This is a genomic window from Streptomyces sp. NPDC059989, assembly GCF_042736975.1.
GTDB lineage: Bacteria > Actinomycetota > Actinomycetes > Streptomycetales > Streptomycetaceae > Streptomyces.
Genome location: NZ_JBHWUO010000069.1, coordinates 19,293 through 31,072, shown reverse-complemented (window position 1 = coordinate 31,072; position 11,780 = coordinate 19,293). Strand labels below are relative to the sequence as shown.

Below are 11,780 nucleotides of genomic sequence, written 5' to 3'. Positions count from 1 at the left end.
GGCGAGGCTGGATTTGGCCGCTCTCAGCCCGCAAGTGCGCGTGGCGCAACCCTGCGCCCAGGCGGGCTGGATTGCCCGCAGGGCAATTCCAGCCTCGCCGGCGTTTGAGGCGCTGGGTGCGGGGCGGAGCCCCGGTCTTGTGCCCGCACCTGCGCACTTAGGCGGGCAATTCCAGCCCCGCCGGCGTTTGAGGCGCGGGGTCCGGGGCGGAGCCCCGGTTTTGTAGCCGCACTTGCGGGCTCAGACCGGCGCATCCAGCCTCGCCGGCGTTTGAGGCGCGGGGTCCGGGGCGGAGCCCCAGGGGGACGGGCGCGGGCCGGACTCCTTGGCCCGCCGGGTCAGGTGGCGGACGTCCGGGATCAGCAGGACCAGCGCCGTGGCCAGGACGACCAGGGCCGCGCACCCCCAGAGGGCAGCGGTGCGGCCGAAGGCCGATTCGGCCGGGCCGGCGACGGCCGTGGCCAGGGGGAGCATGGACACCGAGCCGAACCAGTCGTAGGCCGAGACCCGGGAGAACTTCTCCTCCGGGATCTCCTGGTGCATCGTGGTCATCCAGTTCACGCCGAACACCTCGATCGCGGCCCCGCTGACGAACATCACCCCGCACAGCCCCCACACGGGCAGCGGCACGGCCAGCCCCGCCGACGGCAGCGCCAGCGGGAACACGCACAGGGTGCCGACCAGCAGCAGCCGGCGCGGTTTCCAGGCCATCATCAGCACCGCTCCGGCGATGGTGCCCACGCCGAAGAAGGCCAGGGCCAGGCCCCAGGGCGCGGGCCCGCCGAGGTGGTCCCGGGCGACCAGGGGACCGTAGACCGCCTCCGCTGCGCCGACAACGGCGACCACCACGGAGAACTGGGCCACGATGCTCCACAGCCAGGGCCGGGTCCTGACCTCCACCCACCCCTCGCGCAGGTCGGCCAGGAGCCCGCCGCCGGGAGCCCGGTGGGCGACGTGGCTGACGTCGAGGAAGGCCCGTAGCGCGCCCGCGACCGCGAAGGCGGCCGCGTCCACGGCCAGCACCCAGCCCGGGCCCATCATGGCGGCCATCGCTCCGCCGAGGGCCGCGCCACCGATGCCGGCGCCGTTCATCGCCATGCGGAAGAGCGCGAAGGCGCGGTTGGCGTGCTCGCCGGAGACGGTGGACAGCAGCATGCCCTCGGCCGCCGGGTTGAAGAAGGCCGTACCGGTACCCAACAGGCCGCTCAGCAGCATCATCTGCCACAGCTGGGGGTCGCCGGCGAGGACGAGGAGGGCGAAGGCGGCCTGAGAGAGGCAGTTGAGGGCGTTGGCCGCGACCATCACGTGGTGGCGCGGCAGCCGGTCGGCGATGGCGCCGCCGATGAGCAGGAAGAGGACGAGCGGCAGCGTACGGGCGGCGGCGACCAGGCCCAGGTCGCCGGCGGTTCCGCCGGCCTCCTGTACCGCGAAGGCGGCCGCGATGAGCGCTCCGTGGCTGCCGAGGTTGGTGACGACCGCCGCGCCCGTCAGCAGCGTGTAGTTGCGGCCGGCCCAGGCGGGCCGATGGCGGCGGGGGGACGGGGCGGCGGAAGGAGAGCTCACCCACGGACTATCCCCGCCCCGGGCCGGGAATCCAAACGGATAACCGGCCCGGGGGCTGGGGAAGAGGACATCAGCTCGCGCTGAGGCGGACCGAGCTCATGATCTTTTCGAGGGTCTCCTTGGGGACTTCGCCCGGTACGCCCGTGGCGCTGTAGAGGACCCAGCTGGCGAAGTCACCCTTGGCGTTCTTGAAGCTGAAGGCGATGCTCTTGCCGTCGGAGTCGCACTTGGTCTCCTTCGGCAGGCCGCTCACCGTCGCGGTCGCCACGTGGCCCTTGAGGCCGGAGAGCGTGGTGAACTCCTTGGACTCGGAGATCTTGGTGACCTCCTGGGGGTGCGGCTGCCCGTAGGCGGCGTACACCCAGCTGCCGGCCGCGTTGCGCGAGAGCTCAGCGGTGTCCTTCGCGCCCTGCCCGCCCTTGGTGCCGGTGCCGGCCAGCGACTTGGTCTCCTCGCGGCCGTCCTTGTTGGTGTCGACCTTGCACCAGTCCTCCTTGAGGTAGGCCGGTGCGGACATCATGACGAAGGCCGAGCCGTCCTTCTTCACCTCGTCGTCGAAGCCCACCGCCATGCCGGAGCTGAGCACGTTCCACTCGGGCGGAACGTCGAAGGCGGTGCCGTGGGTCGGGTTGGTGACGACCTTCCAGCCCGGGATCACCGGCTTGGCGTCGCCGCCGGCCCGCGGGTTGGGGCTGCTGCCGGCCGGGGCGGGCGCGGAGGAGGGCGGAGCGGAGGAGGAGGCGGCGGGCGGCTTGTCGTTGGCCTCGGTGTTCTTGTCGCCCCGGGTCAGGACGAACGCCCCGGTCGCCGCGGCCGCCACCACGACCGCGGAGGCCGCGACGATGGCCACCGTCTTGGTGGAGTAGGGGCTGCCGCCGCGCTGCGGGGCGGGGGTGGGAGCCTGCTGGGGCTGGCCCCAGGGCTGGACGGGCGGGGGCGTCTGGTAGCCCTGCTGCGGGTACCCGTAACCGGGCTGCTGCTGGTACGGGTTCGGCTGCCCCGGCTGCTGCTGGTACGGGTTCTGTTGCGCGTCCTGGGGGTGCTGTTCTCCCCCGGGCGGCTGCTGCTGTCCTGGCCACATGGCCGGTAACGATAGTGGGAGCGGAGACCGGGAGCCACGGCCGCCCCCGTGCAGGCTCTGGTCAAGCCCATCTACTCGCGGGTAACATCGCGTTCCATGAGCGCAGATCAGATGAACGTGGGCGAACTGCTCGCCGCGACGGTGCCGATGGCCCGGACCCTGAACCTCCAGTTCCTGGAGACCACCCCCGAGCGAGCGGTCGTCCGCCTGCCGGACCAGCCCGACTACCACAACCACGTCGGTGGCCCGCACGCCGGCGCCATGTTCACCCTCGCCGAGTCCGCGAGCGGTGCCATCGTCCTGGCCGCCTTCGGCGACCAGCTCTCGCGCGCCGTGCCCCTCGCCGTGAAGGCCGAGATCGGCTACAAGAAGCTCGCCAAGGGCGTCGTCACCGCCACCGCCACCCTCGGCCGCCCGGCGGCGGAGGTCATCGCGGAACTCGACGCGGGCGGCCGCCCCGAGTTCCCGGTCACCATCGCCATCCAGCGCGAGGACGAGGCCGTCACCGGCGAAATGGTCGTCGTCTGGACCCTGCGTCCCAACGCGTAACCCGGCGCGCCGGCGAGCCGCCCCACTAGAGTCCCTCGCACGACGACGGAGGGGGTTCCCATGGCCAAGGTCGACATCAGCCTCGACGCCGAGCTCGTGGTGGAGGTGATGGTGCTCGCCGGGGTCGGCTCGCCGCAGGACGCGGTCGAGGCCGTCGTACGGGACTACATCGCGCGCGGGCACCGCACCGAGGCGCGGGTCCAGCTCCAGGACGAGTCCCGGCGGGAGCCCGACGGCGTGCCGCAGCCGCCGCAGGGCTGAACCTGGGCGCCGCCGGTGGCGCGTCTGGGCGGGCCCCGCGGACGCCCGGCGCACAGTGGGCGGCGGGAGCGGTCCGGCGCGGGCCGCTCCCGCCGAACCACGCCGCAGGGAGCGCCCATGAGCGAGGCCGTGTCCAGACGTTCCGCGATGTGGCTGATCGGAGCGGCCGGCGCGGTGGGCGCGGTGCTGGGGGCGGGCGGCTGCGTGGCCGCCGTACCGCCCGGCTCCGGGGTCCGCAAAGGACCGCCCGCCGCCCCCGCCCCGGGCCCCGGGCCCGGTGGCGCCGCGAAGATCGACGGCCTGCTGGAGCGGCTCACCCTCGACGAGAAGACCGCCCTGCTCCACGGCGGCCCGGATCCGGCCCCCCTCGGCCAGGCCGGCTACCTCCCCGGCGTCCCGCGCCTGGGCATCCCCGCGCTGCGCCTCGCCGACGGGCCCGCCGGCGTCAGCGTCGCGAAACCGGCCACCGCCCTGCCCGCGCCGGTCCTGCTCGCCTCCGCCTTCGACCCGGCGCTGGCCCGCGAGTACGGCAGGGTCGTCGGCCGCGAGGGCCGGGCGCTCGGCCAGGACGTCATGCTGGCGCCCATGGCCAACCTCATCCGCACCCCGTACGCCGGCCGCAACTTCGAGACCTTCGCCGAGGATCCGCGCCTCACCGCCGACCTCGTCGGCGCGATGGTCCGCGGGATCCAGGACGAGGGGGTCATCGCCACCGTCAAGCACTTCGCCCTCAACAACCAGGAGCGGGGCCGCGACACCATCGACGTGATCGCGGCCGAGCAGACCCTCCACGAGACCGAGCTACGGGGCTTCGAGGCCGCGGTGGCCGCCGGCGCGGGCGCCGTGATGGGGGCCTACAACAAGGTCAACGGCGTCTACGCCTGCGAGAACAAGCCGCTCCTCGACGAAGTGCTGCGCGGGAGCTGGGGGTTCGACGGCTGGGTGGTGTCCGACTGGGACGCCTCCCACAGCACCGTCGCCGCCATCGGCGCCGGACTCGACATGGAGATGCCCGGCGGCACCCACTTCGGCCGTCCGCTGCGCGAGGCGGTGCACGGCGGCTCGGTACCCCAGAGCAGCGTCGACCACGCCGTACGCCGGATCCTGACCACCCTGGACCGCTTCGGGCTGCTGGCCGCCCGGCCACCCGCGCGGCCCCCGCGCGACGCGGCCGCCGGCGCCCGGTTCGCCCGCAAGGTGGCCACCGCCGGGGCCGTGCTGCTGCGCAACGAGCACGGCACCCTGCCGCTGGCCGGAGCCGCCGCCCGGTCGATCGCGGTCATCGGCCCCACCGGCCAGGTGCCCTTCGTCGGTGGCGGAGGCAGCTCCCACGTGGTCCCCGACGGGGCGGCCGCCCCGCTCACCGCCATCCGGCGGCGCGCCGACAGCGGCTCCACCGTGCGCTACGCCCTCGGCGAGGACCTGTACGGCCGCCCCCTGCCGCCGGCCCTGCTGACGCCGCCCGCCGAGCTGGACGACCGGAGCGTGGACGCCGGGCGCGGCTGGAGCCACGAGGGCGAGTTCCGCCTCGCGGCCGACGACGAGTGGACCCTGCTCGTCCACTACACCGGGGTGCGGCCCGCGGTGCGGCTGGACGGGGAGGAGCTGTTCCCCGTACGGGAGGGCGCGGCCGAGTACTTCGCGGGCGGACTGCTCGGCTCCGCGCCGGACGGGATGGCCGTCCGCCGCCGCACGCTCGCCCTCAAGGCGGGCACCCACCGGCTCGCCGTGGACGCCCAGGGAGGGGCCAAGGGCCAGCGCTTCCGGCTGCGCCACGTCACGAAGGCGACCCGGGCCGCGGATGTCGCCGAGGCGGTGAGGACCGCGAAGGCGGCGCGCAGCGTGGTCCTGTTCGCCTACGAGGACGCCACCGAGGGCAGCGACCGGACCTCCCTGGCGCTGCCGGGCGGGCAGGCCGCGCTGATCGAGGCGGTCGCCGCCGCCAACCCCCGCACCACGGTGGTCCTCAACACCTCCTCCAGCACGACCATGCCCTGGCTCCCGCGCACCGGGGCGGTCCTCCAGATGTACTACCCGGGCCAGGAGGGCGCGGGCGCCACCGCCGACATCCTCTTCGGGGACGTGGACCCGGGCGGACGGCTCACCCAGACCTTCCCGGCCGACGAGCAGGAGACCCCGGTCGGCGGTGACCCGCTGCGCTACCCGGGGGTGGGCGGCCGGCAGGAGTACGCCGAGGGCGTCCACGTGGGCCACCGCTGGTACGACGCACGGCACGTGCCCCCGCTCTTCCCCTTCGGGCACGGGCTCTCGTACACGACCTGGCACTACGAGGACCTGGCGGTCCGGCCCGAGCGCGGCGGCCTGCGCGTGGAGTTCACCGTCCGCAACACCGGCCGCCGCAAGGGCACCGAGGTGGCCCAGGTGTACCTCGGCCCCTCCCCGGAGCTGAAGCTCGACCAGCCGGTGCGGGCCCTGGCGGGCTACCGGCGGCTCACCCTCGCGCCCGGCCGGGCCGAGCGGGTCACCGTCGACGTCGACGCGCGGGCCCTGTCGTCATGGGATCCGGAGCAGCACGCGTGGGTGGTGGGTTCCGGTCGTCGCGAGGTGTTCGCGGGCCGTTCCTCGCGCGAACTCCCACTGAAGGCAAAGGCGGTGGTGAGGAGCGGATAGGCTGCCCGTTCGGCGTGTCACAGGGGACGCGCCGGGGACGACACGGGAGGACGTACCGGTGCACATCCAGGAATGGCTGGAGACGATTCCGGCGGTCAGCATCTATCTCCTGGTGGGTCTGGTCATCGGACTGGAGAGCCTCGGCATCCCGCTGCCGGGAGAGATCATCCTCGTCAGCTCGGCGCTGCTGGCCTCGCAGCACGGGGAGATCGACCCGGTGGTGCTGGGGATCTGCGCGACCACGGGGGCGATCGTGGGCGACTCGATCGGCTACGCCATCGGGCGCCGGGGCGGCAAACCGCTGCTGGAGAAGCTGGGGCGGCGCTTCCCCAAGCACTTCGGGCCGGAGCACGTGGCCGTGGCGGAACGCTCCTTCGAGCGGTGGGGCATGTGGGCCGTCTTCTTCGGGCGGTTCGTGGCGCTGCTGCGGATCTTCGCCGGCCCGCTGGCGGGCGTGCTGCACATGCCGTACTGGAAGTTCCTGATCGCCAACATCTTCGGCGGGATCCTCTGGGCGGGCGGCACCACGGCCGTCATCTACTCGGTCGGGATCGTCGCGGAGCCGTGGCTGAAGCGGTTCTCCTGGCTGGCGCTCGGCCTCGCCGTGCTGTTCGGCATCGCGGTGACGCTGGTGGTGCGCAGCCGGATGAAGAAGGCGGCCGCGGCGGCCGGAGCGGAGATCCCCGCGCAGCAGTCGGCCCCGGCCACGGTCGGAGAATGACGGCGGCGCAGCGACCGCAGGTCGACTGGTCGGACGAGGGCCGGACGGACCACTACCTCCGGCTGGCGAGCGGGCTGGGACGGGCGGCGGAGGCCGGCGACACGGAGCTGGTGCGGCGCCTGCTCGCCGAGGGTGCCGAGGTCGACGCCTGGGTGGTCGGGGGCCGCAGGGCACTGGACCTCGCCGTGTGCGCCGGGCACGCGGAGGCCGTCCGCCTGCTCCTCGCGGCGGGCGCCGACCCCCGGCTCGACGCCGGCCCGTGCAACGAGACGACGCCGATGGCCCTCGCGGCGATGAACGGGCACACCGAAGCCGCTCGGGCCCTGCTGGACGCGGGAGCCCCGCCGGGCGGCCCCGCCGGACGGCTGCGCTACGTACCGCTGGTCCTGGCGGCCACGTCCCTGGACAGCGGGAACCCGGACCTCGTCGACCTGCTGCTGGACCGGGGCGCCGACATCGAGGAGCGGATGAAGGACTGCACCGCGCTCGACTGGGCCGCCAGTTGGGGCTTCCCGGTCACGGTGGAGCGGCTGCTCGCGCGCGGCGCCGCCGTCACCGAGCGCACCGTGCGGGAAGGGCGGGCGGGGCAGCTGCGCACCGCCCGCGAGGCGACGTCTTCCGGCGGCTGGCCGGGGCCCGGGCCGCGAAGCCACGACTACAGGGCCGTCAGGGCCCTGCTGCTGGCGGCGTGGGAGTCCCGCTAGCGGGACTACGCCTCCGGGGTCACCGAGGCGCGGTGCTGCTTGGCCAGCTCCACGTACATCGCGGCGTTGATCCGGATGTGCTCGCGCTCCTCCTCGGACAGCTCGCGCCGCACCTTGGCCGGGACGCCCGCCACCAGTGAGCCGGGCGGCACGACCATGCCCTGCGGGACCAGCGCCTGCGCGGCCACCAGCGAACCGGCGCCGATGACCGCGCCGTTCAGGACGGTCGCGCCCATGCCGATCAGGCAGTCGTCCTCGACGGTGCAGCCGTGCACGACGGCGTTGTGGCCGATGGAGACGCGCTCGCCGATCGAGACCGGGAAGCCGGGGTCCGTGTGGAGCGTGCAGTTGTCCTGCACGTTGCTGTCGGCGCCGAGCGTGATCGGGCCGCAGTCGGCGCGCAGCACCGCCGAGTACCAGATGCTCGCGCCGGCGGCCAGGGTGACATCGCCGACCACGACGGAGGTGGGTGCCGCGAAGGCCGTCGGGTCGACGGACGGCTGCTTGCCGCCCACGCCCGCGATGAGTGCCTGGCCCTGCGTCGCCTGCTGAGACGTCATGATCACTTCCTTGTTCTCCGGATACCGCGCCAACGGCACCGTAGGGCACGCGCCCCGCTCTGCCGCGGATGGGGTGAAGATCACAGGATCCGGGTCCGGCCGACCGGCGCGGGGCGCACTACCGTGGCCGGGTGCCGAAAAAGCAGAACACGTTCTCATCTCCGGCGGCTCTGACGGCTCTGGCCGCCCTGCGCCGCCGGCTGGCGAACCGTGCGGTCCACGCCGGCTGGCGCTGGATGCAGCAGGCCGGCGCGGTGACCGCGCAGACCCCGGGGCGGCTGCGGTTCGGCGCGATCGGGCCGCACACCCGGCTCGCCTTCCCGCAGGGCACCATCTTCGGCGAGCCCTGGATCCGGCTCGGCGACCACTGCATCATCGGCGAGCAGGTCACCCTCACCGCCGGGATGATGCCGGACCTCGACCTCGGTGCGGAGCCGATGCTGGTCCTCGGCAACGGGGTGGTCATCGGCCGGGACAGCCATGTCATCGCCGACACCCGCATCACCATCGGCGACGACACGTTCTGCGGGCCCGGGGTGTACATCACCTCGACGAACCACAGCTACGACGATCCGCACCAGCCCGTCGGCAGGCAGTGGCCGCGCAGCGCGCCGGTCGAGATCGGCCCGGGCTGCTGGCTCGGTACGGGCGCGGTGGTCCTGCCCGGTGCCCGGCTGGGCCGCAATGTCGTCGTGGCCGCGGGGGCCGTCGTACGGGGCGAGGTGCCGGACCACGCCGTGGTGGCGGGGGCGCCGGCGCGCATCGTACGGCGCTGGGAGCCGGAGACGGGCTGGCAGCCGCCGCTGCGCACCCCGGCGCCGGTGCCGATCCCCGAAGGGATGACCTCGGAGCAGCTGCGCGGGCTGGCGGAACTGGCGGAGCTGGAGGACCTGGAGGGGCTGGAGGCCGGACAGGCCTAGCCCGCCGCGAGCAGGACCGTGCCCGCCAGGGCCAGGCCGGCGCCCGCCGCCTGGACGGGGCGCAGGCGCTCCTTGAGGACGGCGAACGCCGCGAGGGCGGTGATCACCGGGTACAGCGAGGAGAGCACGGCGGCCAGGGTGACCGGGCCGTTCTGGGCGGCGACGGAGTAGGTGCCGTTGGCCGCGACGTCCGCGAGGCCGACGAAGGCCAGCGCGGGCAGCAGTACCCACAGGATCCGCGGGCCCGTACCCGCCGGGAGGGCCGGGACGCCGCGCCGGGTCTGGACCCACAGGGCGCCGCCGCCGACGGCGACATTGGTGACCCGCTGCACGAAGAGCGCGAGGAACAGCCCGGTGACGGTGGTGGAGGCCTGTGCGATCAGGGCCATCACGGCACCGAACCCGAAGGCCGCGACGAGGGTCAGGACGACGGCCTGGCGCTGGACGGGCGCGCCGCGCAGCTCCGGGCCGCCCGCCAGGACGATGCCGACGACGGCCACCGCGATCCCCGCGAACTGGCCGGGGCCGGGCCGCTCGCCCAGGATCAGCCCCGCCGCGACGGGGACGACCACCCCGAGGGAGCCCAGCGGTGAGACCACGCCCATCGGGCCGAGGGCGAGCGCCTTGTAGAAGCTGAGCATGGCGACCGGCCCCACCAGGCCCGCGCCGACCGCGAACCACAGCTGCGGTCCGGCCTCCCGCCAGGCGCCGGTGCCGAGCACGACCGCGCCGAGCACGGCGACCGCGACGACCTGCGAGGCGACGACCACCGTCAGCGCCGGTATCCGCCGGGTGAGCAGCCCGCCGCCGAAATCGGCGAGGCCCCACAGCACGGCTGTGGCCAGGGCGAAGAGGGCGGTCATGGGCAGGACCTCGCAGTCGCACTACAGTGCAGTGCAGTGAACGGTGGAGTGCAGCATCGAACACTCCGCACGGTAGTTCATTCTGTTGGACCGTGTCATCCAAAATATTGGACGGAATGTGTCGGATCTCGAACAGCTCACCCAGGCACTCGCCCGGAACCTCAAGCGCTGGCGCGGCGAGCGCGGATTCACCCTGGACTCTCTGGCGGTCCGCGCCGGAGTGAGCCGAGGGATGATCATCCAGATCGAGCAGGCCCGTACGAACCCGAGCGTCGGCACCACGGTGAAACTGGCCGACGCGCTCGGCGTCAGCATCTCCACGCTGCTCGACTACGACCGGGGTCCGCAGGTGCGGATCGTCCCGCCGGACCAGACCGTCCGGATCTGGTCGAGCGGGGCGGGCAGCTCGACCACGATGCTCATCGGCACCGACGAGCGCGGGCCGATGGAGCTGTGGACCTGGCACCTGGTGCCGGGCGAGGGCACGGAATCGGTCCCGCACCCCTCCGGCACCATCGAGATGCTGCACGTCACGGCGGGGGACCTGACCCTGGTGGTCGGCGAGGAGGAGTTCCGCGTACCGGCCGGCGCCGCGGCCACCTTCGAGGCCAACCTCCCGCACTCCTACCGCAACGACGGCTCCGTGCCGATGGAGATGACCCTCGCGGTGTCCGTACCGCCGGTGTCGCCGCCGGTGCCCGCCGCCGCGCACGCGCCCGCCCGGGACGACAGGCCCTAGAGGGCGGGGATCTCGATCGCGGGGCAGCGGTCCATGACCATGTCCAGTCCCGCCTCACTGGTGCGGGCGAAGGCCGCCTCGTCGACGACGTTCAGCTGGAACCAGACGGCCTCCGCGCCCACCGCGATCGCTTCGTCGGCGACCGCCCCGGCCAGGGCGCTGTTCACGAAGACGTCCACCACGTCCACCTTGAACGGGATCTCCGCCAGCGAGGCGTACCCGGGCTCCCCGTGGACCGTCTCGGCCTTCGGGTGCACGGGGACCACGCGCTTGCCGAACCGCTTGAGCACGCCGGCCACGCCGTAGGCCGCCCGGTCCTGGTTGTTGGACAGGCCCACCACGGCCCAGGTGTCGCCCAGCTCGGTGAGGATCTTGCGGATGGTTGCCGAATCGCCGTACACGTGTGCCGCCTCCTGCTGTTCCCAGCGGTCGCTCTGGCCCGCTGCTCCGCCCTCTCAACCGCAAGGACACGTGTCCGATTCCCCGTAGGGTGGAGCGGTGAAGGCAGACCAGTACGTGACGGTGTCCCGCGAGGGCGTGCACGAGTCCGAGATCAACCGCTCGCGATTCCTCTGCTCGCTGGCGCCCGCCGCGACCGAGCAGGAGGCGCAGGAGTTCATCGCGCGCATCCGCAAGGAGCACCCCACCGCCACGCACAACTGCTTCGCCTACGTCGTCGGCGCCGACGCCTCCGTCCAGAAGGCCAGCGACGACGGCGAGCCCGGCGGCACCGCCGGGGTGCCCATGCTCCAGATGCTCATGCGCCGGGACATCCGCTACGCCGTCGCCGTGGTCACCCGCTACTACGGCGGTGTGAAGCTCGGCGCCGGCGGCCTGATCCGGGCCTACGGCGGGGTCGTCGGCGAGGCGCTGGACGCGCTCGGCACCGTCACCCGGCGCCGCTACCGGCTGGCCACCGTCACCGTCGACCACCAGCGGGCCGGCAAGACCCAGAACGACCTGCGCTCCACCGGCCGGACCGTGGTCGACCTGCGCTACGGGGCGCAGGTCGAGATCGAGGTCGCCCTCCCGGAGGCGGATCTGCCCGGCTTCGAGGCCTGGCTCGCCGACAGCACCGCCGGCAGCGCCACCCTCACCCTCGGCGGAGAGACCTACGCGCCCTGAGGGACGCGTTAGCGTAGAGGGGTTCAGGATCCATCGAGCGGGGCGACCAGGGGGAGAAGACGG

The 11,780-nt window shown here is 73.6% G+C and carries 13 protein-coding genes; 8 read left to right on the top strand and 5 right to left on the bottom strand.

Annotated features, from left to right (window positions below; translation table 11 throughout):
* Positions 1-240: 240 nt before the first annotated feature.
* Together ACFWBN_RS35775 and ACFWBN_RS35770 are read right to left on the bottom strand one after the other, a co-directional pair.
* A complete protein-coding gene (locus ACFWBN_RS35775) occupies positions 241-1,563 on the bottom strand; it encodes an MFS transporter (RefSeq protein ID WP_385184624.1) in 1,323 nt (440 codons plus the stop codon).
* A gap of 70 nt (positions 1,564-1,633) precedes the next feature.
* On the bottom strand, positions 1,634-2,644 hold the full coding sequence (locus ACFWBN_RS35770; RefSeq protein WP_385184621.1) for a hypothetical protein: 1,011 nt from the start codon (positions 2,642-2,644) through the stop codon (positions 1,634-1,636).
* Between the two features lie 96 nt (positions 2,645-2,740).
* Between ACFWBN_RS35770 and ACFWBN_RS35765 the strand changes: the two genes are divergently transcribed.
* The 5 genes from ACFWBN_RS35765 (at position 2,741) to ACFWBN_RS35745 (ending at position 7,510) form a co-directional block, all read left to right on the top strand.
* Entirely contained in the window at positions 2,741-3,193 is a 453-nt protein-coding gene (locus ACFWBN_RS35765) for a DUF4442 domain-containing protein (protein ID WP_385184618.1), read from the top strand.
* Positions 3,194-3,253: 60 nt separating this feature from the next.
* Entirely contained in the window at positions 3,254-3,454 is a 201-nt protein-coding gene (locus ACFWBN_RS35760; RefSeq protein ID WP_385184615.1) for a DUF2191 domain-containing protein, read from the top strand.
* Between the two features lie 117 nt (positions 3,455-3,571).
* The gene (locus ACFWBN_RS35755; RefSeq protein ID WP_385184611.1) at positions 3,572-6,085 is read left to right on the top strand and encodes a beta-glucosidase; all 2,514 of its coding nucleotides are present in this window, start codon (positions 3,572-3,574) and stop codon (positions 6,083-6,085) included.
* 58 nt (positions 6,086-6,143) lie between these two features.
* Entirely contained in the window at positions 6,144-6,806 is a 663-nt protein-coding gene (locus ACFWBN_RS35750; protein WP_385184607.1) for a DedA family protein, read from the top strand.
* Positions 6,803-7,510 carry an ankyrin repeat domain-containing protein gene (locus tag ACFWBN_RS35745; RefSeq protein ID WP_385184604.1) on the top strand — a complete coding sequence of 236 codons (708 nt, stop codon included), beginning with the start codon at positions 6,803-6,805 and terminating at the stop codon, positions 7,508-7,510. Before ACFWBN_RS35750 ends, ACFWBN_RS35745 begins: the two co-directional genes overlap by 4 nt.
* Positions 7,511-7,515: 5 nt before the next feature.
* Here ACFWBN_RS35745 and ACFWBN_RS35740 read toward each other — a convergent pair whose 3' ends face one another.
* On the bottom strand, positions 7,516-8,070 hold the full coding sequence (locus tag ACFWBN_RS35740) for a gamma carbonic anhydrase family protein (RefSeq protein ID WP_385184601.1): 555 nt from the start codon (positions 8,068-8,070) through the stop codon (positions 7,516-7,518).
* A gap of 131 nt (positions 8,071-8,201) precedes the next feature.
* On the opposite strand from ACFWBN_RS35740, the gene ACFWBN_RS35735 reads away from it, so the two are divergent.
* Positions 8,202-8,990: an acyltransferase gene (locus tag ACFWBN_RS35735; RefSeq protein WP_385184598.1), complete on the top strand. Its 789-nt coding sequence runs from the start codon at positions 8,202-8,204 to the stop codon at positions 8,988-8,990.
* Here ACFWBN_RS35735 and ACFWBN_RS35730 read toward each other — a convergent pair.
* Complete coding sequence (locus ACFWBN_RS35730) at positions 8,987-9,853, bottom strand: EamA family transporter (RefSeq protein WP_385184596.1); 867 nt, start codon at positions 9,851-9,853, stop codon at positions 8,987-8,989. The genes ACFWBN_RS35735 and ACFWBN_RS35730 overlap by 4 nt on opposite strands.
* Before the next feature lie 118 nt (positions 9,854-9,971).
* On the opposite strand from ACFWBN_RS35730, the gene ACFWBN_RS35725 reads away from it, so the two are divergent.
* Entirely contained in the window at positions 9,972-10,592 is a 621-nt protein-coding gene (locus tag ACFWBN_RS35725) for a helix-turn-helix domain-containing protein (RefSeq protein WP_385184593.1), read from the top strand.
* On the opposite strand, the gene ACFWBN_RS35720 is transcribed toward ACFWBN_RS35725, so the two are convergent.
* Entirely contained in the window at positions 10,589-10,993 is a 405-nt protein-coding gene (locus ACFWBN_RS35720) for a CoA-binding protein (protein ID WP_385184590.1), read from the bottom strand. The genes ACFWBN_RS35725 and ACFWBN_RS35720 overlap by 4 nt on opposite strands.
* Before the next feature lie 97 nt (positions 10,994-11,090).
* Here ACFWBN_RS35720 and ACFWBN_RS35715 point away from each other — a divergent pair, with 97 nt between their 5' ends.
* Positions 11,091-11,717 carry a YigZ family protein gene (locus ACFWBN_RS35715; protein ID WP_385184587.1) on the top strand — a complete coding sequence of 209 codons (627 nt, stop codon included), beginning with the start codon at positions 11,091-11,093 and terminating at the stop codon, positions 11,715-11,717.
* Positions 11,718-11,780: the final 63 nt, after the last annotated feature.

Excerpts from the sequence above, each read along its gene's own strand:
- ACFWBN_RS35770 (WP_385184621.1), bottom strand. The coding sequence starts at position 2,644 with ATGTGGCCAGGACAGCAGCAGCCGCCCGGGGGAGAACAGCACCCCCAG.
- ACFWBN_RS35765 (WP_385184618.1), top strand. The coding sequence starts at position 2,741 with ATGAGCGCAGATCAGATGAACGTGGGCGAACTGCTCGCCGCGACGGTG.
- ACFWBN_RS35760 (WP_385184615.1), top strand. The coding sequence starts at position 3,254 with ATGGCCAAGGTCGACATCAGCCTCGACGCCGAGCTCGTGGTGGAGGTG.
- ACFWBN_RS35755 (WP_385184611.1), top strand. The coding sequence starts at position 3,572 with ATGAGCGAGGCCGTGTCCAGACGTTCCGCGATGTGGCTGATCGGAGCG.
- ACFWBN_RS35745 (WP_385184604.1), top strand. The coding sequence starts at position 6,803 with ATGACGGCGGCGCAGCGACCGCAGGTCGACTGGTCGGACGAGGGCCGG.
- ACFWBN_RS35740 (WP_385184601.1), bottom strand. The coding sequence starts at position 8,070 with ATGACGTCTCAGCAGGCGACGCAGGGCCAGGCACTCATCGCGGGCGTG.
- ACFWBN_RS35730 (WP_385184596.1), bottom strand. The coding sequence starts at position 9,853 with ATGACCGCCCTCTTCGCCCTGGCCACAGCCGTGCTGTGGGGCCTCGCC.